Below are 21,814 nucleotides of genomic sequence, written 5' to 3'. Positions count from 1 at the left end.
TCTCTATCTCATGCACATTACTACAGTGCCATTTGTTAGTCCATGGGTCGGGTTAGCATCTTTCGTTTTCAGTTGCTTCTTTTTTGAAAAATTTAATCGATTTTGAACAAACGGCAACAATACTTATCTAGCTGATTATAAACAGCCTGCACTTGCTGTTCACAAATCAATACAAAATTGGCAGAAAAATCTTTTGAATATTTTCGGCCATATCCTGCAAATACACCGTTATTATGATTATCATTGAATACAAAAGACTGAATGAAACTATAATCCCTGAAGGATTGTTGTACCTAAAAGAGTTGTAAACAGTCCTAATCCTATAAACACAATATATGTTGGTGATCAATAATTTCGAAGAGTATGAATCGCATCTAGGTAAAGAACTAGGTGTTTCGCAATGGCATACCATAGACCAGGAACAGATTAATAAATTTGCCGATGCAACCTTAGATCATCAATGGATCCACACCGATCCTGAAAAAGCTAAAAATGAAGGGCCATTTAAGGCAACAATAGCACATGGATATTTAACCCTATCCTTAATTCCATATTTATGGAAGCAGATTGCAGATGTACGCAATATTAAAATGGAAATCAATTATGGTATTGAACGTTTTAAATTTGGTCAGGCAGTTTTAGTTGATAGCGAAGTGCAACTAAAAGCAAAATTAAATTGCATTAGCAATTTGAGGGGAATAACTAAAGTAACGATTCAAGCTACGCTTGTGATTAAAGACCAACCCAAACCAGCATATGTGGGTGATGTGGTATTCTTGTATCATTTCATCTGATATCATTCAATTTTGGCTATATAATTACGCTTAGTCACACCTAGATTCTTGATTTCGGGTAATTTGATTTTGGCTAGTAACATTTCTATCAATATAGATGCATTCCGTTTCTTGGCTTCGGTTGCTATGCTTGAGGTGATATTTTTTAAGGTATTTAGTGCGGCAAAATACTGACGATCCAGTGTTTTAATAGCATTCATATCGCGATTTTCCTGTTGGTATTCCAGGTTTGCTTTTTCACAACAATACTGCTGAATCTGATCTAAGTTTGCTAACTTTTCGGTTATTATGAATAGTGCTGATATAGACAGATTAAGTCCTTTAATATCAACAACTTTACCATCCTTAACTAAATAATTTAAGCCATTGAACGATATGGTTTTGAATGGAGTATTGTTAATGATTGTTGTGGGTTTTGGAAGCTGTTTTTTTGAATTAAAACCATCTTCAATCAGCGCTTTGTTGTAACTAAACCGATCGGCTAAAAGTGAATCAATTAACTTGTTGCCATCCTTTATTTGCTCAGATATAATTGTATCGATAGTATGTACAACTACCAGGTTCTTATTTGACTTGCAACTTATACAAATGAATAAAACAAACCATAAAAACGGCAAACTTTTATTTTTCATGTTCAACAATTAATCAAATGCAAATTATGGAATTAACGGTTTATTGTACTTCACATTTGCTGGACAATTTGTTTTACATTTTTTTAAACTCTATTGTAGAAAAGTACAGTCTTGTCTGCAATGATGTTGTTTTAATGGTTAATTTCATTTATAAACATTTAAACGCAATTTCAATTTTCACTTTGGTTATTTAGGTTACCGAACCTAAAAAACTGATTTTTTTTTAGATGACTATTTTACAGCACCAAACAAACAATTTTAATGTATGCGAAAAACTAGTATAACTTATGTCCTATGTGAATAAATAAAAGCTATACCGACAAATAGCGGGGTGAAACTTCCTGTTAAAAAGGGCGCTCTCTTTCAGCAATCCTTAATGTTGGTCTTCTTATAGAAGCCAGTTTATCGCAAACATGAGAATACAAAAATGGACCAGCCGTGCTGAGCTTCAAACGCTCCGGGAGGGTGATTATATTACATACGAATCATATTCGGGGCGGATAAAAAAAATAGAAGTGCATCACTTTAGAAACGAACAACACTTTTATATCAAGCTTTACAATTTAAAACAAACCATACTGATTATCGCATGATCAATATCTAAAAAAGCAAAGATCATTTTTAATGATCCACATATAAATTATTCTAATTCTCAAGTTAACCAAATCTTGCATAGACAGGCGTATCTTTTTTTCGCACATTTATGTCAGAACTACGAACAGTCTATCGTACTGGCGAATGCACAAGACGATCTGTGTAATTTTGATATTTTTGATTTTACAATTAACGCCCCGCCAACCTCTTAAGTTAAGTGGCTCTTCCGGATACTTTCTTTGAGCAACGTAAATTCGTAACTAATGAGGGTTGCATTTTTCATACTTATCTTTTTCTGTTAATAAAATCTAGCTATTCTGGTTCGCCCTCTCTTAATCACGAAACAATAATGCAAAAATGGATTTTTAATGTTTAGCTAAAGTAAACAAATGTTAACCTAAATGTTAACTATCACTAAACATTTGTTTAGTAAATTTACTGACAGTATATTTGGCGACGAAAGTTCAAAAAATTAATTTATCTAATTTAATAGAAAGCAAAATGTACCCTGAAATTAAAATGGTAGTATTCGATATGGCTGGCACTACAGTGAATGAAAATAACCTTGTTTATAAAACGCTGATGAACGCAATAAATGCCGCTGGTTTTTCTTATACTCTTGATCAGGTTCTTGCTGTTGCAGCCGGAAAGGAAAAGAAAGAAGCAATCAGATCGGTACTTAAAACTTACGAAGGTTCTTTTGATGAAGCAATGGTCTTCGATATATATGAAGAATTTATTGGAAAACTGAAACTGGCATATGAAACTGAGGAGATTTTACCTCAACCAGGTTCAATTGAACTTTTTGAAAAACTTCGAAAAGAAGGAATAATTTCTGCGCTTAATACAGGTTACGACAGGGTTACCGCAGAGGCTATTTTGAGCAGATTGGGTTGGAAAGCAGGTACAGAATTCGACACACTCGTTACTGCTTCGGAAGTTAGCCAGAATAGGCCTGAACCTGATATGATTTTATTGGCAATGAGACACCATGGTCTTACCGATGGTAAATCGGTTGTTAAGGTTGGAGATTCAAGTATTGATATTGAAGAAGGCAAAAATGCAGGTTGCGGCTTAAGCATTGGTATTACAACCGGGGCCCATACACAAAAACAATTAGAAGAAGCTAAACCTGATGTGGTAATAGATAATTTAATGGAGATCTTGGCCTTGGTAACCAACAGAACCAAATAATGGAAATCATTAAATAACAACAACCATATTTGCTAACATACAAATGAGAGGCAACGATTGGAATTAAACATAAAAGGCTTCTAGTATTATACCAGAAGCCTTTACTTTAGAAATTACAGTAAGCCCTCGAATGTAATTTCTGTATCCTTATTTCTTGAATACTCCAAAAATTTCTACACTGTGGTTGAGATGATAAGCTGTCGCCGGCACAACAATGTTTTTCTAAAAACGAAACCCTTCTGGATGAAAATCTTACCTTGTGATAGTGCTTCTTTTAAAATCCAAAAATCAACTAGTTGTAGTTAGGGTTCTGGGTCATCTGAGGGTTAGCTAGCAATTCCTTTTGTGGAATTGGCCATACCATATCCCGGTTGGCCTTTGCTGACCTAACCTCCACATTTACGGGTTGATTGGTTACAGGATCTATAGCACCGTAAACCTGACCGTTCATTACCTGTTCGAATATTTCCCATCTGCGGATATCATAATAACGCACACCTTCGAAAGCCAGTTCTACCCGCCGCTCTCTCCGCACCAATTCCCGGAGTTTTTCCTGGGTATTGTATACTGCTGTGTTAACATTTGGCATACCCGCCCTATTTCTGATCTCATTGAGGTATTTAACCACATCGGGGTTACTATAATCATTAAGTTCTACCAGACACTCCACATAGTTTAACAATACTTCAGCGTAACGCATAATCATATAATCCAAAGTTCTTGTGCCTGTCTTATCCTTTGGATCGAGATATTTATTTACCCAATAGCCTGTTGCAGTAGAGTTCTGATCTCCCAATTTATCAAGACCAGCTTCAAAAGGTTTCAGCACCACGCCAGTGTAAGTACTGCCTGGCAAGATAACTGAAGCGATAAGTCTAGGATCGCGATTGTTTTTATAGTTTGGCTCTTTGGCGTATATAGCCAATGAATCGGGACCAAGCTCTGCCAAAGTTTTTCCTTGTTTAGTTTCATAGGCATTAACCATTGACGCTGTTGGCGAGACAACGGTTTTACCACCTGTACCCTGTGGCGCAAAGGTATTCCATTGGTTACCTCCACTGGTAATTTCTCTAAAAAAGATGCGTTCGTTGTTAATCTCGCCAGTATAGAGAAACAAGTCTGCATAACTGGTTTTTATCGTGGTACTTTTGCGCAAGCTGTAATCTCCCATATCGATAATCTTTTTGGCAGCATTTTTCGCCAGTTCATAATCCTTGTTATACAATGCAAATTTAGATATCAAGCCCCAACAAGTGGCAGCTGAAATACGTTTAAGATCCACATTATCTATGTATTTATTAGGAAGAGCACCGCTGTTTGCGCATTCAGTAAGTTCAGAAACCACAAAATCGTATACTTCTTTGGCAGTACTCCTCGGAAGATAACTTCCTGCAGGGGTTACCGATTGTTTCATGATGGTAATTCCGCCAAAAAACATCGATAGTTCCATATGGTAATAAGCTCTCAATGCCCTGGCCTCTGCCAGATATTGATTTTTTAGTTTTTCAACCGGCATATAAGCCCTATCGATATTCTCCAAAAAGCGGTTTGCTCTTCTAATATCGCGATAATCGTCATCCCAGATTCCTGTTCCCACCGCCCAATTGGCACCTTGAAGGCCTTTTACATAAGATTCGTAATCGCCACGAAGGCTCTGTCTGGCTACAGCGTTATCGCTGAGTGCATCCAAAAACATCAATTGCCTGCCAGATGATCCGTCGGGAATTCCGGCATAGATCGAGTTCAATGCGGCAGTAATGTTTGCCTCGGTATTCCACCAGGTTTCATCATCTACATCTGTCGGATTATCGTGCGTTAGAAATTTTTCGCATCCACTGAAAATGATCAGCAGAAGAGAGAAGAATAAATAATATATCTTTTTCATGTTCTTTAAAGATTAGAATTTGATGCTAAGTCCAATAGTATAAAGTTTTACCAGTCCGTAGGTCCATTGGTATCCCCTGCTTTCGGGATCGGTAATCTTAACAGAAGTGAAGGTGAAAGGATTCTGGGCATTGAAATACGCCCTTATAGAATTTACTCCTAGTTTTTTTACTAGCGGAGCTTGAAAACTATAACCAAGCTGAAGATATTTTACCCTTAGATAAGAACCATTCTGGAACCAGAAATCGGAAGATACCTTGTTGTTGGCCGGTGCGATGTTAAGCCTCGGGAAACGGGCATCTGTATGCTGTGTTGTCCAGTAATTATCAGCATAATAAGTGGTTGGAACCCCGCCATCGGCACTAAAGTCGAATGGATAGGCAAACATGCCATATAGCACAGCGTCTGATTTTCCTGTTCCTTGAACAAGTGCTTCCAGATCGAAATTCTTGAAGGCGATACGGAAATTGGCAAAATAGGTAAGCTCGGGCACGGGGTTACCAATAAGCCCTTGATCGCCCAAACCGATTACTTTATCTCCGTCGATATCCAGATATCGGATATCACCTGGTTTTGAATTAGGCAGAACTGGTATTAAGGGTTTTCCGGTAGCGTCGAAATCACTAGCCTGCAACAAGCCGTTTGTGCGGTAGCCAAAAATACCATTAATAGGTCCACCCACTCTTGATATTGTTGTGGTGGTAATGATATCGCCGCCTTGAAGTTTGCGAACTTCGTTTTTGTTATAAGATAGTCCTGGTCTGAACGAAATATTAATGTCCTGCCCAAGCCTGTCATTGTAGTTCATTGATAATTCCCAACCGCTGTTCCTTACCTCCCCTGCATTTACAGGAACATCAGATTCGAAACCACCAACCAGCGGAAGGGTTGGATTAAGGATGATATCCTTAGTGAGTTTATCATAATAATCGAAGGTCAATTCGAGTTTATTGTTCTTAAAAAGTCCTACATCCAAACCAAGATCGAGCATGTTTACAGATTCCCAGGTAATATCTGGATTACCATAGGTTGTTTCTACACCGCTCGAATTATTGATCAGCGTTTGATAACGGTACAAACCTATGTTATCGTTACCAAGCCTACCGTATGAGGCCCGGATCTTGAAATTATTGATCAAGCTACTTTCTTTAAGGAAGTTCTCATTGTGGAGGTTCCAGCCGAGTGCAACAGAAGGAAATACACCAAATTTATTTCCGGGACCAAACCGAGAAGAGCCATCTGTACGGATTGTTCCTTCCAGCAAATACTTGTCTTTGTAAGAATAATTTAATTTTGCATAACCCGACATAATGGAGAATACCTCCCAGGCCCCGCTATTAGTTTCTTCCTGCGAATAGCCACCGAGTGCAAATAGCCTGTGATCACCCCAGTCAAGCGTATAATCTGCTGTTAAACCAGCATAATAGTAAGTAGTCCTTGCCATGGTGGTAGCCCGCTGCAAAGCCCACGTACGCAGCAGGTTGCCTGTAAAGTAATCAAAGTGATTAAAGTTCTCTCTGGTATCTCGTGTTACGTCGCTGTTCAGACGGAAACTAAACTGTCCTTTCAGGTTAAAGTTTCTGAACATCTCCCATCTAGGCTGAAGGTTAATACTGGTTTGTCCAAACTCTGCCGCCCGTTTACCGCCCACTTCGGCATAGGCCAGTGGATTTACGATATCAACATATTGGCCATAGAAAGTCCTTCCATCCTTTTCAGGGAATTTCGGTATAATGGTTGGTGGTACCCGGTACATATCTTCCAGAAGCCTGTTTCCGGTATTGCCGGTTGCACTGATTCTATTGGGCTGCTGGGTATCTCTTTTGATGGCAAGCAGGTCCAGGTTAACCTGAAACTTATCACTTAGCGAAATGGTAGTATTTGCGCGGATATTGAAACGCTTCATATTACTTAGCGGAATAATGCCTTTCTGATAAGTATAATTGCCGGTAAGGGCAAAACGGGCGATACTACTTCCTCCACTGAGCGATAGTGAGCTACTCGTAATGGGCGCTGCATCATCTATAAGCATCTCCAACCAATTAGTATTGGCAAAAGCCCTTCCATTATTAGCTACAGGATCCATCCCATTTCGGGTGTTATCAATCTGTTCCTGAGTAAAAGGCAATGCATTGGTGGGATTGTTATTATAACTTGCCTCATTATACATTCGCATATAAGTAGGCGCATCAACCGTGGCTGGTAGCGCTGAGGCATGTTGTACGCCGTAATAACCATCATAAACTAAGGATACTTTTCCGGGTACACCACGTTTAGTGGTCACTACGATTACCCCGTTTGCGCCACGAGAACCATAGCTTGATGCCGCAGCAGCATCTTTAAGTACCGTAACACTCTCAACAGTAACCGGATCGATATGATTCATATCCATCGGTATACCATCTACCAGCACCAATGGATCGGAGTTGCCCAATGTGCTTATTCCTCTGATTTTAATGGCTGCGGCATCTCCTCCAGGGAGGCCTGATGATTGGGTTACATTTATCCCGGTAACCCCGCCCTGTAACGATTGTGAGAGCGTGGTAATGGGTTTCCCTTCAATACTCGATTTAACATTTAGCGAAGCAATAGAGCTGGCAATATGTTTTTTCTGCTGCTCATTAAGACCAACTACTACCACTTCATTTAGGGCAGAAACATTTTCTTTTAGTGATAAGTTAAGACTTCGGTCTGCCTTTACCACCGTATATTCAAAACTAGAAAAACTAACCATTGAAAAGACCAAAACATCGCCTTTTCTGGCCCTTATGGTGAAATATCCATCTCCATCGGTGCTCGTTCCGCTTGATGAGCCTTTTATCCGGATGCTTACCCCAGGCAATACCCCTGGCGGTTCGTGGGTATCGTATACACGCCCCCTTAAGGTGAGTAAACTATCTTGAGGTACACTTTCACTTCTTTCTTTGGAGAGGATAACTACCTGCCTGCCTGATATTGCATACGTCAGGCCGCTATCTCTTAGCGCAAGGTCTAGGATTTCTTTTAAGGTCTTATTGTTCAGCTTCAGGTTAAGTTCTTCGTATCTGTTGAGTTTGATGAAATCGTCTTTATAGATAATCTGATAATTGCTCTGCTTCTGAATCTGCTGAAATAACTGTGGCAGATTGCCCTTAATGAGGTCTATATCTATCTTTTCCTGGGCACTGGTACTGGCATAAGCGCTCATCATTCCTATCCATAATAAAACCATCGTTACTTTCATAGTTCTTATTATTTTAGTTTTGAGCCTGAAATAGCGTGCATGAGGTTCACATACATGAAGTTTTTTCATATTTTTGTTAATGAGTTAAATAATAGCTTGAATTGGTTATTGTTTGAAGGAGATGTTGCCGCATCTCCTTTTTTATCAAATTGGTTAGCGTTTTTTCAGTTCCAACCTCCTTTCTCTGTCATTGTAAGTATATGGTGTACCTAAACATAAGGTTTGTATCACATCAGCCACGCTGCGCTGCAGGTCGAGTCTTCCAGAGAACCGCTCTCCCGAAAGGTCCAATCCGCTTGTACTGATTTCGATATGGTAGTATCTGGCTATGCGTTGTATAATTTCATCAAGGGGTTCGCTCTGCATATCCACATAACCTGCTTTCCAGGCTTCGAATTCGGTTGTTTTAACCTGCGAAACGTGAACATTGTTACTTTTAGCATCAATGCTAATCTGTTGTCCGGGCACCAATTTCTTTTCTACCCTGTTTAACCAGTTGCCTGTAGAAAAGGCGATACTGCCCTGAACCAATACAGCATAATTCTGATCGCTTTCTGTATTGGAACTCACGTAAAATTCTGTTCCCAAAACTTTTATTTCCATGTGTTTTGCCCTTACAAAGAAAGGATGTTGTTTATCGTGGCTAACATCAAAATAACCCTCGCCCTCCAGATATACTTCTCTTGTATCGCCTTGAAAGGTTATCGGGTAGATTAGTTTTGAGCCTGAGTTTAACCATACTTTTGTGCCATCGGGAAGACTAATAGCAGAACGCCTGCCCTCGCCAACCACCACCGTGTTATAATCATTTGTGGTAATGATATCATCGTCTAAGTATATATCGGTAACTTTACCCGTTTTACCTTTTCGGGCTTCTATTATCTGATCAGGGCTCTTTCGACTTAGATTCTGTGCCGCAAATTCCATTAGCTTATGGGTAGGTGTATTTTTGCTGTATTGCCAGAATCCGATCCCAAACGCTACCAACAGCACTGCGGCTGCCTTTAAATACGGTATAAGTGAGAATCTTTTAGTCTTAAGTGTTGTGCTTTCTGCTATTTTCTCCCAAAGCGCTGCCGTTTCCAATGGTTCCAGTTTTTCCTGCCCTGCACTTTTAACTGTTATCTTAATCTCATCTGCGAGTTCGCGTTCACTATCGGAAATGTGGTCTTCCTCTCCTTGGGGTATACGCCCTGAAAGTAAATCTTCAGCCCTGTATCTGTTCTTCGAATCCATGTATATACTATATAATAAATCACAGAGTGAAGAATCGGAATTTTATAGACGATAAATTGAAAATATTTTCAAAAAGGCTAAATAAAGCCCCTCAGGCCAGTATTTTATAGATATGGCTTACCACCATGCGCTCGCGTAGCTGCTTTATTCCGCGATATACCAAAGTTCTACAGGTTTCTAAAGAAACATTCATAATAGCTGAAATCTCTTCATAATCCAGTTCAGAATTGAACCGAAGGTAAAGTGCTTCTTTCTGTCTGCTAGGGAGCAGTTCAAGCTGCCTGCTGAGTTTTCCCAATAGCTCCGATTGGCGCTCATCATTTATTATTTGCTCTTCCGTACTACCAGATAACAAGAAAGGGATTTCAAAATGCTGGTTAATCTCGGCTGCTTCCTTTTTCAGCACCAAACATATCTTCCGTTTAAGCGAGGTGAAAAGATAGGATTTTACATTTACCTTTATAGCAAGTGTACGGCGATACTTAAAGAGGTCAACAAAAAGGTCTTGTATTGCATCCTTTACCAGTTCGCTATCTGTGGTAAACCTAAGTCCGAAAGAATAAAGCATATCAGCAAACTCCGTATACAACAGTTTCATGGCGCTATCGTCGCCGTTAATAAATGATGTCCATAAATCTCTATAGGTCTCTTTCGACATCGTTTGTTGTTTTTTCAGGTATATACATCCGGCCGATATACCAAGGATCTGAACGTTATGTCAATATTAAGAAAAAAAATTTAGACCCGGGATGTTTAAGCCGCAACCTACATTATCCGTTTAAATTTAAGGGCAAGCCAGGATTAACAATTTGTTAAACTCCGAAATGGGAAATTAAAAATATTTTGTTTGATGATATTTTACCAGTTTCTGTGATCGTAATCCTATTTACGTAAGACTAATTTTATCACGAATTTGGATGGCTGCAATCTTTTCGTTAACACTTCAAGTTAACTTAAACTTAAACCTTTTAACCAGGTAAAACGTTTATTTTTAGATAACTTAGATCACACATAACTAAATATAAGCATATGAATACTCAGGAAATAGCTGACAAACTGGTGCAGCTTTGCCGTGAAGGCAAACACGAGCAAGCCATTGATGAACTTTATGCCGATAACGTTGTAAGCAAAGAGCCTAAAGGCTCGCCAATGGAATTAACAGAAGGCAAAGATGCCGTTAAAAAGAAAACCATACAATGGGAAGAAAGTGTTGAAGAGATACACAGCTCTTCTTGCTCAGAACCAATTGTAGCAGAAAATCATTTTGCTATTGTAATGAACATTGATGCCACTTATAAAGCTCATGGAAGAATGGCCATGAGTGAAATCTGTGTTTATGAGGTTAAAGATGGAAAAATTGTAGCCGATGAGTTTTTCTACCGCATGGGTTAAAATATAAAAAGCCCAGATATCCATCTGGGCTTTTATAATCAACTAACCTAAACTTATAAATACTAACCAAATATTTATACCGCAAAACTAATGACCGATTATTAATTCAGTGTTAAATATTTATCACGTGTTATCTGAAATTGGTTACATCACAATAAATCATAAAACGCTTAAAATTGTTGACAATGCCCAATCAGCAAAACCTTTCAAAAAAACACCAACTCATTTCCGACCTGTTTAAATGGCCGACAAAAGCTTCTGGGTGTGAATAATACAACCTCAGTAAAGGTGATTTAAATATAAATTAACCAATAAGAAAAAAATTAAATACCTCATGGTGATCTCTTTACAACAAAAGTATCAATTCGTTTGCCTTTGACACTTTATATCACTTCAACGAAGCCGTACATTTGTAAAAAAAACAATGAACGATATTACAGATTACCCTGTCTTGGCATATGTTGTTAAACTCATTAAAAACACCATAACAGACATCAAAACAGAATATATTGCCCCAGCTAGCGTGGAACTTAAGGACGGCAATGACACAATACACCTCCAACAACGACCTGATGAAAATGGTAACCCTTCAACAATTTTCATTAACGACCCTAAGGATATCATCTTCAGTGAAGACTTGCTTCCCTCTTTGAAGAACCTACAGGAAGGAACTGAAGGAAAAATAGCACAAGAGCTATTGAATGCCAGGGTGATCATCAACGAATTGGATGTAGAAACACACCTGATCTTCCATGCAGTAAAGGATCATTTTGACGAGATTAGCAACAGCTATGAATTTTCTAAGGCAATTGAAAAACAGACAGACAAAATAAAAAGCAAATTTAAGTTCGGGAGTCATGCCTTTGAGCTTACTGTGACCAATCATACGCAGCTGATCTCAGTTACAGCAGCATTCCCCCCTTCATTTGACGAGTCAATCAAAAAAACTATCGAAAATGACGCAGCTAAGGTTCAACTTGCCGTCCAAAAAATATTTAGATAAAGTAACGATAGCAGCATATTAAAGATTGAAACTAAAAAGAAATGCCCTGACCTGTGGTAAGGGCATTTCTATCCAAATAACTGGTATTAAAAGCAGCAATACCGCAAACTACAATATTGCTCTAGCCTCCGACTAATGCCGGCTACTTAACAGTTATTTTCAGTTTCTGGGAAATATTACCCGATGAATTTCCAAGCTGCAGGATAAAGTCTCCAGATTCAACATTCCAATCCTTTTTACTTTCATCATAGAAGGCAAGCTCTGAAACTTTTACACCCATTTCTACAACTTTCGTTTCCCCTGGCTGCAGGAACACTTTTTCAAAGGCTTTCAGTTCCTTTACTGGCCGCGGAACACTGCAAACAGGATCGTTCACATACAACTGAGCAACCTCAGCGCCATAACGCGCTCCAGTGTTCTTAACAGTGAATCTGACCCTAATGATATCGTCTTTACTATAAGCCAATTTGTCTGCAGAAAGCGCGCCTAAATTAAAGCTGGTGTAAGAAAGGCCGTATCCGAAGGCGTATTGAGGTACGATTTTTTTAGTATCAAACCAACGGTACCCGACCAAAATATCTTCCTTGTAATATTGGTTAATGCTGTCTCCGGGATAGGAAATTTTACCATAAAAGTGTGCACCGTTATCTTCCAGCTTTTTTGGAAAAGAGAACGGCAGCTTACCTGAAGGGTTTACCTCGCCCGAAATAACATCAGCCAATGCAGATCCAGCCTCTGAACCAAGATACCATCCCTGAATAATAGCAGGCACCTTGTTTACCCAAGGCATTGACACTGCATTGCCGCTAAGCAGTACTACAGCTGTGTTTTTATTTACTTTCAATAATGCATCGATCAGTTTATCCTGGCCGAAAGGAAGGCTTAACGATTTACGGTCGCCACCTTCGCAATCCTGAAAGTGGTTTTTATTCAGTCCTCCGATAAAAAATACAATGTCTGCATGTTTAGCAACTTCGATCGCCGCATCCATCAAAGAGTCAGCATTTAGCTTAGATGGTTCTTCACGACCGTAAAGTGATGGCCCCGAAGCATATCCAAGACTGTAAACCACATGATCTTTCCCATATTTAGCAATCAATCCATCCAATGGCGATTTTTCATAAGCCACCTTCAGTGATGATGACCCACCACCGATTACCAGACTGCGATCGGCATTTTCACCGATAACAGCAATCTTTTTGAATTTACCATTTGTAACAGGAAAAAACTGTTTGTCATTCTTTAAAAGCACAATTCCTTCCTGAGCAATTTTACGCGCAGCTTCACTGTGTTCTGGAGAAACAAAACGGCCAAAGGGCCTGTTGGCGCTCATGGTGGTACGGAAAATCAAACGTAATATCCGGCGGGCTTTATCATTAAGCAAAGCAATATCATATTTTCCTTCTTTAATCCCTTTAAGAAACGGATTGGCCAGATAGTATTCAGAGTAAGGAAACTTTCCCTTCGTTGTTAAACCATCAGTGTAGGTACCCATTTCCAGATCCAGCCCGTTGTTAACCGCCTGATCGGTACTATGTACACCTCCCCAGTCGCTAATCACCACACCATCGAATTTCCAGTCTTTTTTTAGAATTTTATTCAAAAGCAGGTCATTGTGACAACAATGCTCGCCTCTAAACTGATTGTAAGAACCCATAATCGACCAGGCTTTCCCTTCTTGCACAGCTGCCTTAAAAGCAGGTAAATAAATTTCATACAGTGCACGGTCGCTCAGATCAACATTGATATGCCCACGCCATTCTTCCTGATTGTTCAGTGCAAAATGTTTTACACATGCCGCTACGCCGATGGATTGAACGCCTTGGATGTAAGGCACTACCATACGTGAACTGAGATAAGGGTCTTCACCCATATATTCAAAATTACGTCCGTTTAATGGTGTACGGTAAATGTTTATTCCAGGTCCTAATAATACGGTTTTATTGCGATAACGCGCTTCTTCTCCGATTGACTTGCCGTAAAGCAGCGATAATTTAGGATTGAAGGAAGCTGACAGACAGGTAAGTGCCGGAAAGGCTGTACAAGAATCGTTTGTCCAGTTAGCACCACCCCATTCATCCCATAAAACTTCCTCACGGATTCCGTGGGGGCCGTCATCGGTCCAAACTTCAGGAATTCCTAAGCGGGGTACGCCTTTTGAACTAAACTTAGACTGGGCATAACAAAGCGACACTTTTTCTTCGGTGGTCATTGCCGAAAGTGCATTTTCAACCCGCTCTTCTATGGGTTTGTTTATATCAAGGTAAACCGGCAGCTTTTGTTGCGCATTAACCATTAACCAGGCTCCTGTTGCTACTACAGTTAAAAATATCGATTTCATTTAATTATATTATTTTGGTTCCGTTTTTTTATTGCTTATTGATTAAAGTTTCACCACTGTTTTAGCACCATTGTATTGAACTACTTTGGCCTGTGTTGTTGTATTACCAATGGCAACCACGCGAAAAATCCGCTTAGTTAACATTCCTTCGTAACTACCCTCACGATTGCCAATAGTAAGTGTGCCGTTGGCATGGTTATATTCAAAATTGATCATTGAAAATGCACCCTTTTCGTAATTATAGTTGTTTCCTTCATCTTCGTATAAACTAAACTTGCCATCTTTACCTTTGTAAACCCTGATCTCGACATCATCAGCTTTCTTTTCTGAAGTATATTGCATCACATCACCAACTGGCAAAATAGTACCTGCAGGAACAAAAAGAGGAATACGCTCAAGCGGCGCTTCTACATCTATCTTTTGTCCGCCTTCAATCTGCTTGCCTGTATAGAAATCATACCATCTGTTTCCCGATGGGAAATAAACTTCGCGGCTACGCGCTTTGTAACTATAAACAGGACAAACCATCAATCCTGAACCTAAAAGGAACTGGTCGCTCACGCCGTAAGTTTGTTTATCGGTAGTATAATCCATTGCAAGCGATCTCATTAGTGTATAATCCTTATGATATGCCATTCCTGCCAACGAATAGATGTAAGGCATTAAACGGTAGCGTAGTTCATCGTAATAAACCAGACTTTTGTAAACCGGATGGCCTTCCGGAGCCAGGTTATAGATTTCGCGGTAGGGAAACTGGCCATGACTGCGGAACAGCGGACAAAATGCCCCAAACTGGAACCAACGTAGATTTAGTTCACGCCATTCTTTCAGGTCGGCATTCTCATTGCCTGTCTCGTCAAAAATAAGCTGGCCATCTCCATAACGTTTCTCCACACAGAAGCCACCAATATCCATTGTCCAGAACGGAATACCCGACATTGCAAAATTAAGCCCGGCAGGAATCTGCGCTTTTAGGTCTTCCCATCTTGATGCGATATCGCCACTCCAGGTAGCGGTAGAATACCTTTGTAAACCCGCAAAACCAGATCGCGTTAACAGAAATACCCGTTTGTTATTATCCGTTTCACGCTGCCCGTTATAAATAGCGTTGGCGTTCATCAGTGCATATGCATTAAAGTATTTTGTAGAAGAACCCAGCGCAGTAGGCCCGCACAGCTTCTTGCGATAGTCCATATCGGTACAATCGCGAATGTTGGGCTCAGAAGCGTCCATCCACCAGGCATCGAATCCCTTTACGTAAAGGTTTTCTTTCATCTGTTTCCAAAAAAGTTTTTGCGCATCAGGGCTATAGGCATCGTAGAAAGATCCTACATAACCCGTACCTATCCAATCGCGCACACTGTCCTGCACTGCCTGCATGTACATCCATCCTTTTCGGCTAAATTGTTTAAAATGATCTGTTGTGGTATAAAATTTTGGCCATACAGATATCATGATATTTGCATTTTCCTTATGCACGGTGTCTACCATTCCTTTGGCATCAGGAAACCGTTTGAGGTCAAACTGGTGGCTTCCCCAGGCATTTTCGGGCCAATAACTCCAATCAAGCACAATATTATCAAGCGGAATCTTACGCTTCCGGTATTCACTTACCACGTTTAATAGTTCATCCTGGGTTTTGTAACGCTCACGGCTCTGCCAAAAACCCATTGCCCATTTGGGCATAATGCTCGCCTTGCCAGTCAGCGTGCGGTAACCACTGATTACTTCGTCCATGTTTTTGCCGGCCACGAAATAATAATCCATCTTATCGCCCATTTCTGACCAAAAGGATATATTGCCATTTTTTTCTATCGGAGATGAAGAAAGTGCTTTAAGGCCAACATATGAAACACCTCCATCAGGTTTCCACTCCAGTCTGATTTTGGTGCGTTTTCCCTTTGTTAATGAGAAAGGAAACCTATAAGTATTCGGATTCCATGAAGTTCTCCAACGCTCAGGTACTACCAATTTTCCATCAAGCCATACTTTAGTATAACCTGCATAATAAAGACTAAATTTGTAAATATCAGTTTGGTTAGCAAGGATTTCTCCTTCCCAGACCACAGAACCATTGTTAAAATTAAAATCTGCAGGAAATTTCTTTACAGTTGTGAGGTTTTCATAGTCAATTGTTGACTCCTGACGGATAATGGTCGCGTTATTTTTTTGATTATATGTAGCGGTAAGGAAACCTTTTTTGCCTTGTTTATTAAAGAGGGTAAACTGGTTCAGGTCTTTATAATCTCGGGGATCGCCGTATTTGCTCTGCGAATAGTTATCCCACAATATACCATAGTTGTTTGTAGACATGATGAATGGCACAGCCACTTTCGTATTGTACTGGAAGAGGTCTTCGCTTTTATGTTTATAGTTAAAATCGTCAGACTGATGCTGCCCTAGCCCATAGATGGCCTCTCCAGGGGTACCCGAAAAGACCTGTTGTATGCTATATCCCTTATCGTTTTCGACATTAAAAGGACTAAAACTTCTTTTTGCCTCCTGTAACAATACTTTCCCAGATTTATCAGTAAATGAAACCTTACCTGTAACAAGGGAAACCCTGACAGTAAGTTCCTGAGTAGAGAGCTGGGCAAATTCTTTATTTCCTGTTACTTTGAAAGGAACTGTCGGATTCAATCCGGCTACTACGCAAAGGCTTGGAACCTGAGGAATTGTATTTTCAGGTGAAGCCTGCACCCTAACAATCCTGTTGTTGATCACATTTATTTCAATAGTTTTGGCAGCTCCTCCCTTTGGGTATACCTTCATCCCGTTCTGCAGCGTTTCAACAGCTTCAGCTGCTAGCAGTCTCCCGGCAACAAATAACAATATAATAAAGAAAGAGAATCGTTTCATAACGGAACAAAGTATTAATTGGTTAGAATATGGTGGTATGTTTTTATGACGCAAAACTACAATGCCATATGATGAGCACAGAGCAGTAATGTTAAATTAGTAAGCAGAAATGTTAACTAAGAAACTTTTCGAGGGGTATTTTTTAAACAGAAAGATTATCCCTTTAGCTAATTAAAAAGATATAACCTATCTGATTAACACCCGATAAAGGGATTTAGATTAAAAAAATTAATTTTAGCAGATCAAAAGTAACCTATACTCACCATCTTTTTCGTCGGGTGCCCTGTGCACGCATGGTAAAACCTGTTTATCAGGATAATCTACTGCCAACCTCCATAAATGACCCAATCCCAAATTGATGCCCCTTGCATCAGCCTTGGCCTGGTAATGCAGGTCAAAATAATGCTCCATCAAAAAATTTTCAAATTCCGATTCCGGACCGTTATGCAACTCTTTGAGCTTTTGCCGGATTTCAGGGACCAGGATTTTTTGTTTAGCCTGATGATTAGCTAAGATTTCACTGGCAGCACCATGATAGGTACATAAAAAAGTATCAGTACCAATGGGCGAACGGTCTATATGAAATGAATATACATCTGTTGAAATGAAACCAAGTTCCTCATCCCGCTCGTAACTTTTAATTAAATTGAGCGAAGGCGATGCTCCGAAATCTGCCAACAACTGAAAATCACTTGAAATAACATCCCTTGCCATACTACCTTGTTCCGATAGCTTAAGCGCATGAAGGTCTTCCATAGAAACTTCCGTGAGATCAGCTTTTAGTTCAAGTTTGGATACAATTTCCTTAAAGTTGCCAACCAGGTTTCTCTGCCAGCAAACTGCGTTTACATCTCCCTTAAAATCCGTATTTAAAAGATCAGAAAAAGTGGAAACCACCGCAATCTGTTTGTCGTTAGAAAATCTATTATCCATTACTTAATTAAACCATTTGGCCATAATCTCGGGCAAAAATAAGGATAGCTGAGCGGATAAATGAAAATGAAATCTATTTTTCAAAAACCATGGCTGATCGGAGTATCATTTTTACCTGTTAGTGATAGATGTAAAGCAATGATAAGTGCCTCATTTTCGGCTACTATGCATAAGGGCCGGTGAAAGGCAGTATAGCGAAACTGCAACCCTACAAGGCATGAAACAATACTAATCTATCCTAAATGTTTATCTTCACTTATGCAAACCAATCGCCCTCTACTTTATCTTTTTACTGCCCTAATTAGTTCAGTTTTAGTCTTACCAGCCTGTGGACAGTCCAACTCCAAAAAAACACTGGAACAGGGAGACCTAAAATCCATAGACAGTACCCAAACCACACCAAAGGATTTGAATAAACTGCTCGGCGATCTTAAGACATCAATGATATCTTATCTGCAGACTGCTAAACCTTCCTATACCATGGATGACATCAACAGCTGTGAAACGATACTCAAGCAATACTTAGCTGATATGCTTACTTCCAAAAACAAAAAAGCTGGTATGAAAATAGTCAAGAAAACCATACTAACCCTCAACAAACTCAATAGCAAAACGCAGGAAACGCTGATCGAAACAGGAGAACGGGAACAGATTGCAGAAATCATCATTCTCGCCGCAAGTCGCAAAGGCTACAACTCGGTGGATGAAGACATAACCGAAGAGTGGCGGCAGTGGTAAAAAGCAAACCTAATCTTTGAACTTACCCTACTGAAACAAAAAAAGGATTGCCCTAAACTGAACAATCCTTTGAATCTTTGACAAACATGTCTTTATGTACCCCGGAAGGGATTCGAACCCCTGACCCACGGTTTAGAAAACCGTTGCTCTATCCAACTGAGCTACCGAGGCTCATTTTTTAATGAGCTGCAAATATAGAAGTTCTATTTAATATGTAAAAATATATTTTAAACTATTTAAAACGTACTTTTTCTATTTCAAATAAGTATTTAGAAACGAAGCAATTAAAATCGAATTTGGGCGAAATAAATTTGACTTTTGATCACAAAAAACAACATAAAGATTCTTATACCATGCTAAAAACATAGAATAAGTTACAGAAAACATGATCGAAAGTTTAATTTATGCGTCTTCTCCGTTCCAAATATCATCATCAGCATGCCGAATTTTATCGTGGCTGGTGGTTACACTCTTTAATTCTTCATGGTGATAATTTCTTTCAGGATTTTCCGGCAATCCACTGTCATGATTTAGCGGCACCTTCCGTAAATGCTCAGGCTTCTTAACCTCAGGTAAATCATCATGTACAACAGAAGGCGTTAAGATCTTCTTCTTGGGGTTATTGCTGTTTTCCATAATTTTAAGAGACTCAAATTTCAAGCCACAAGCAAAGGTGAGTTAAAATTTCGGGAATTGATGTGTATTTATGGATAATAAGGACCCGTGATAAGTGTTTGGTGGTTGGCGAAAGACGGATACAAGTTCAGCCATTACAAAAAATGCGCACAAATAAAACAATGTTTATCTGTGCGCATTCTGGGAAGACCCTGAAATGAATTTACTGCGTAGCTTTCCGCTGTGCTACAGGTCAGGGTGACGGCCGCTTATTTAATTTCGATACACTGGGTTAATAATTCCCTGTAACGCCTATTTCTAAGCCTCTTAATTCGGCCAAACCTCTTAATCTGCCAATTGCAGAATAACCCGGATTAGTTACTTTTGCCAAATCATCCAACATTTGGTGACCATGGTCTGGACGGAAAGGAATTGATTTATCGCGTAAAGCATTTTCTTCTGATAAGGCTTTCATAATTTCGTACATATTCACATCTCCACCTAAATGATCTGCTTCGTAAAAACTACCGTCCTCATCTTTTTTAACATTACGTAAATGCGCAAAATAAACACGTTCCTTAACTGCATTGAAGATTTCTAAAGCATTATTCCCCATTCCGGCACCTAACGAGCCTGTGCAAAAGCAAACACCGTTAAAAGCCTGATCTACTTCTTTAATGATATAATTAAAATCTTCGAGCGTACTCGCAATTCTTGGCAAACCTAAAATAGCATAAGGAGGATCGTCAGGATGGATGGTCATTTTAATGCCTTCTTCTGTACAAACATCAGCAATAGATAACAAGAAAAACTTCAAATTTTCTTTTAAGCCCTGTGTTCCAATGGTTTTATATTCATTAATGCTATTACGTAAAGTCTCCAGCTCGATTTCTTTTTCGGTTGGAATACCCATCAATACATTTAAGCGGAGATCAACTAAATCCTGCGGTGTTAAAGTAGCGTATTTAACTGCAGCCCTATCTAAAATAGATTGCGAATAATCTGCTTCTGCACCTTCTCTCTTCAAAATATAAAGATCAAAAATGGCCAGATCGATCCAGTTAAAATAAAGGGCTTTCGATCCATCGGTCATTTCCAGATCCAATTGTGTACGTGTCCAATCTAAAACTGGCATAAAGTTATAGCACACAATCTTAATTCCGCAGGCCGATAGGTTACGCAAAGAGGTTTTATAGTTTTCGATATACTGCCCGGCATCTGCCCTACGCGTTTTAATCGCCTCGTGCACGGGAACACTTTCTACTACCGACCAGGTTAAACCCGCTGCCTCGATAATGGCTTTTCTTTCCTGAATATCATGTAATGGCCAAACTTCACCATGTGGAATATGATGCAGTGCGCTTACAACGCCCGTAGCTCCTGCTTGTTTAACATCCTGTAGACTAACTGGATCGTTCGGACCATACCAACGCCAGGTTTGTTCTAATTTTTTATATTTCATTTTGTATGGGATAATACAGTTTTAATGATTAAGCAACTTAATATTTAAATTTTAAACTCCAGAGAATGCAGTAAATCCACCATCTACTTTAATATTTGCACCGTTTACAAATTTAGAGGCATCGCTTAGCAAATATACCAAAGCACCAATTAGCTCTTCGGGATCACCAAAACGTTTAAATGGTGTTTTATAGATAATGGCCTGTCCCCTTGCGGTTAAACTACCATCTGCATTGGTGAGCAAAGCCCTGTTTTGGTTGGTGATAAAAAAGCCTGGAACAATTGAATTGATCCTGATTTTATCCTGATAGCGGTTTGCCAGTTCTACAGACATCCATTTGGTATAACAATCTATAGATGTTTTGGCCAATGAGTAACCCAGTACGCGTGTAATGGCCTGGTCAGCAGAAACTGATGAAATATTCACAATACTACCCCCATTTTTTGCAATTTCTTTACCGAAAATCTGTGTAGGCAAAATAGTTCCAAATAAGTTGAGGTCAAATGCCTGTTTTAGGGCTGGAATATTAAGATCAAAAATATCACTTCCGGGCTGAATAACGGCTTCCGCCACATTTCCACCTGCTGCATTAACCAAAGCATCTATACGGCCAAATTCTTTGATAATGATTTCATTCGCATTGAGCAGATTCTGCTCATCCAATACATCTGCAATAATATAAATAGCCTTTCCTCCTGCGTTTGTTACATCAGCAACCCTTTGTTTTGCAGCGTCTTCATTTCTTCCTATAACAACGATTAGAGCACCAGCTGCACATAATCCATTTACAAAAGCCTCGCCCAAAACACCTGTAGCACCTGTAACTACTACAACCTTGTTTTTCAGCGAAAACAGGCTTTCTACTTCTTTTACCATTTGTTTAGTTCTTTTTTAAGTTTATTCAACAGCACCAT

Annotated in this window: 16 protein-coding genes and 1 tRNA gene; 5 read left to right on the top strand and 12 right to left on the bottom strand. The window is 39.5% G+C overall.

All coding sequences use genetic code 11. From position 1 onward, the window contains the following. Positions 1–335 precede the first annotated feature (335 nt). Positions 336–794 carry a MaoC family dehydratase gene (locus ACN9MR_RS08535; protein WP_029274701.1) on the top strand — a complete coding sequence of 153 codons (459 nt, stop codon included), beginning with the start codon at positions 336–338 and terminating at the stop codon, positions 792–794. Positions 795–796: 2 nt separating this feature from the next. Here ACN9MR_RS08535 and ACN9MR_RS08530 read toward each other — a convergent pair whose 3' ends face one another. Next, positions 797–1,426: a hypothetical protein gene (locus ACN9MR_RS08530; protein ID WP_426329184.1), complete on the bottom strand. Its 630-nt coding sequence runs from the start codon at positions 1,424–1,426 to the stop codon at positions 797–799. Positions 1,427–2,521: 1,095 nt separating this feature from the next. On the opposite strand from ACN9MR_RS08530, the gene ACN9MR_RS08525 reads away from it, so the two are divergent. Continuing rightward, on the top strand, positions 2,522–3,214 hold the full coding sequence (locus ACN9MR_RS08525; protein ID WP_426329183.1) for a phosphonatase-like hydrolase: 693 nt from the start codon (positions 2,522–2,524) through the stop codon (positions 3,212–3,214). A gap of 292 nt (positions 3,215–3,506) precedes the next feature. Here the strand turns inward: ACN9MR_RS08525 and ACN9MR_RS08520 are convergent, their stop codons facing one another. The 4 genes from ACN9MR_RS08520 to ACN9MR_RS08505 all read right to left on the bottom strand — a co-directional run bounded on the left by ACN9MR_RS08520 (position 3,507) and on the right by ACN9MR_RS08505 (position 10,215). Further along, a complete protein-coding gene (locus ACN9MR_RS08520) occupies positions 3,507–5,099 on the bottom strand; it encodes a RagB/SusD family nutrient uptake outer membrane protein (RefSeq protein WP_426329182.1) in 1,593 nt (530 codons plus the stop codon). A gap of 12 nt (positions 5,100–5,111) precedes the next feature. Further along, entirely contained in the window at positions 5,112–8,321 is a 3,210-nt protein-coding gene (locus ACN9MR_RS08515; protein ID WP_426329181.1) for a TonB-dependent receptor, read from the bottom strand. A gap of 153 nt (positions 8,322–8,474) precedes the next feature. Further along, positions 8,475–9,557 (bottom strand): FecR family protein, encoded by a 1,083-nt coding sequence (locus ACN9MR_RS08510; RefSeq protein WP_426329180.1) that lies wholly within the window; start codon positions 9,555–9,557, stop codon positions 8,475–8,477. A 91-nt stretch (positions 9,558–9,648) separates the two neighbouring features. Further along, on the bottom strand, positions 9,649–10,215 hold the full coding sequence (locus ACN9MR_RS08505; protein ID WP_426329179.1) for an RNA polymerase sigma factor: 567 nt from the start codon (positions 10,213–10,215) through the stop codon (positions 9,649–9,651). Positions 10,216–10,586: 371 nt separating this feature from the next. On the opposite strand from ACN9MR_RS08505, the gene ACN9MR_RS08500 reads away from it, so the two are divergent. Then, on the top strand, positions 10,587–10,949 hold the full coding sequence (locus ACN9MR_RS08500; protein ID WP_426329178.1) for a SnoaL-like domain-containing protein: 363 nt from the start codon (positions 10,587–10,589) through the stop codon (positions 10,947–10,949). 424 nt (positions 10,950–11,373) lie between these two features. Further along, positions 11,374–11,952, top strand: a complete 579-nt coding sequence (locus tag ACN9MR_RS08495) for a hypothetical protein (protein WP_426329177.1) — start codon at positions 11,374–11,376, stop codon at positions 11,950–11,952. Positions 11,953–12,094: 142 nt separating this feature from the next. On the opposite strand, the gene ACN9MR_RS08490 is transcribed toward ACN9MR_RS08495, so the two are convergent. The 3 genes from ACN9MR_RS08490 to ACN9MR_RS08480 all read right to left on the bottom strand — a co-directional run bounded on the left by ACN9MR_RS08490 (position 12,095) and on the right by ACN9MR_RS08480 (position 18,085). Continuing rightward, positions 12,095–14,293, bottom strand: coding sequence for a beta-glucosidase (locus tag ACN9MR_RS08490; RefSeq protein WP_426329176.1), 2,199 nt, complete (start codon positions 14,291–14,293; stop codon positions 12,095–12,097). Positions 14,294–14,335: 42 nt separating this feature from the next. Continuing rightward, a complete protein-coding gene (locus ACN9MR_RS08485; protein WP_426329175.1) occupies positions 14,336–17,152 on the bottom strand; it encodes a TIM-barrel domain-containing protein in 2,817 nt (938 codons plus the stop codon). A gap of 234 nt (positions 17,153–17,386) precedes the next feature. Then, on the bottom strand, positions 17,387–18,085 hold the full coding sequence (locus tag ACN9MR_RS08480; RefSeq protein WP_426329174.1) for a DUF1826 domain-containing protein: 699 nt from the start codon (positions 18,083–18,085) through the stop codon (positions 17,387–17,389). 258 nt (positions 18,086–18,343) lie between these two features. Here ACN9MR_RS08480 and ACN9MR_RS08475 point away from each other — a divergent pair, with 258 nt between their 5' ends. Further along, positions 18,344–18,823, top strand: coding sequence for a hypothetical protein (locus ACN9MR_RS08475; protein ID WP_426329172.1), 480 nt, complete (start codon positions 18,344–18,346; stop codon positions 18,821–18,823). 97 nt (positions 18,824–18,920) lie between these two features. Here ACN9MR_RS08475 and ACN9MR_RS08470 read toward each other — a convergent pair. The 4 genes from ACN9MR_RS08470 to ACN9MR_RS08455 all read right to left on the bottom strand — a co-directional run bounded on the left by ACN9MR_RS08470 (position 18,921) and on the right by ACN9MR_RS08455 (position 21,776). Then, positions 18,921–18,994: transfer RNA gene (locus tag ACN9MR_RS08470), tRNA-Arg, on the bottom strand. A gap of 231 nt (positions 18,995–19,225) precedes the next feature. Continuing rightward, on the bottom strand, positions 19,226–19,459 hold the full coding sequence (locus ACN9MR_RS08465; RefSeq protein ID WP_426329171.1) for a hypothetical protein: 234 nt from the start codon (positions 19,457–19,459) through the stop codon (positions 19,226–19,228). A gap of 271 nt (positions 19,460–19,730) precedes the next feature. Next, positions 19,731–20,900 carry a mannonate dehydratase gene (gene uxuA / locus ACN9MR_RS08460; protein WP_426329170.1) on the bottom strand — a complete coding sequence of 390 codons (1,170 nt, stop codon included), beginning with the start codon at positions 20,898–20,900 and terminating at the stop codon, positions 19,731–19,733. Between the two features lie 51 nt (positions 20,901–20,951). Beyond that, positions 20,952–21,776 carry an SDR family oxidoreductase gene (locus ACN9MR_RS08455; protein WP_426329169.1) on the bottom strand — a complete coding sequence of 275 codons (825 nt, stop codon included), beginning with the start codon at positions 21,774–21,776 and terminating at the stop codon, positions 20,952–20,954. Positions 21,777–21,814: the final 38 nt, after the last annotated feature.

The organism is Pedobacter sp. R-06, assembly GCF_049913135.1.
In the GTDB taxonomy this organism is placed as follows: domain Bacteria; phylum Bacteroidota; class Bacteroidia; order Sphingobacteriales; family Sphingobacteriaceae; genus Pedobacter.
This window is presented reverse-complemented; position numbering and strand designations above follow the sequence as displayed.

Coding starts and splice junctions, on each gene's coding strand:
- ACN9MR_RS08535 (WP_029274701.1), top strand. CDS start 336: ATGTTGGTGATCAATAATTTCGAAGAGTATGAATCGCATCTAGGTAAA.
- ACN9MR_RS08485 (WP_426329175.1), bottom strand. CDS start 17,152: ATGAAACGATTCTCTTTCTTTATTATATTGTTATTTGTTGCCGGGAGA.
- ACN9MR_RS08500 (WP_426329178.1), top strand. CDS start 10,587: ATGAATACTCAGGAAATAGCTGACAAACTGGTGCAGCTTTGCCGTGAA.
- ACN9MR_RS08480 (WP_426329174.1), bottom strand. CDS start 18,085: ATGGATAATAGATTTTCTAACGACAAACAGATTGCGGTGGTTTCCACT.
- ACN9MR_RS08525 (WP_426329183.1), top strand. CDS start 2,522: ATGTACCCTGAAATTAAAATGGTAGTATTCGATATGGCTGGCACTACA.
- ACN9MR_RS08455 (WP_426329169.1), bottom strand. CDS start 21,776: ATGGTAAAAGAAGTAGAAAGCCTGTTTTCGCTGAAAAACAAGGTTGTA.
- ACN9MR_RS08515 (WP_426329181.1), bottom strand. CDS start 8,321: ATGAAAGTAACGATGGTTTTATTATGGATAGGAATGATGAGCGCTTAT.
- ACN9MR_RS08520 (WP_426329182.1), bottom strand. CDS start 5,099: ATGAAAAAGATATATTATTTATTCTTCTCTCTTCTGCTGATCATTTTC.
- ACN9MR_RS08465 (WP_426329171.1), bottom strand. CDS start 19,459: ATGGAAAACAGCAATAACCCCAAGAAGAAGATCTTAACGCCTTCTGTT.
- ACN9MR_RS08490 (WP_426329176.1), bottom strand. CDS start 14,293: ATGAAATCGATATTTTTAACTGTAGTAGCAACAGGAGCCTGGTTAATG.
- ACN9MR_RS08475 (WP_426329172.1), top strand. CDS start 18,344: ATGCAAACCAATCGCCCTCTACTTTATCTTTTTACTGCCCTAATTAGT.
- ACN9MR_RS08505 (WP_426329179.1), bottom strand. CDS start 10,215: ATGTCGAAAGAGACCTATAGAGATTTATGGACATCATTTATTAACGGC.
- ACN9MR_RS08510 (WP_426329180.1), bottom strand. CDS start 9,557: ATGGATTCGAAGAACAGATACAGGGCTGAAGATTTACTTTCAGGGCGT.
- uxuA (WP_426329170.1), bottom strand. CDS start 20,900: ATGAAATATAAAAAATTAGAACAAACCTGGCGTTGGTATGGTCCGAAC.
- ACN9MR_RS08495 (WP_426329177.1), top strand. CDS start 11,374: ATGAACGATATTACAGATTACCCTGTCTTGGCATATGTTGTTAAACTC.
- ACN9MR_RS08530 (WP_426329184.1), bottom strand. CDS start 1,426: ATGAAAAATAAAAGTTTGCCGTTTTTATGGTTTGTTTTATTCATTTGT.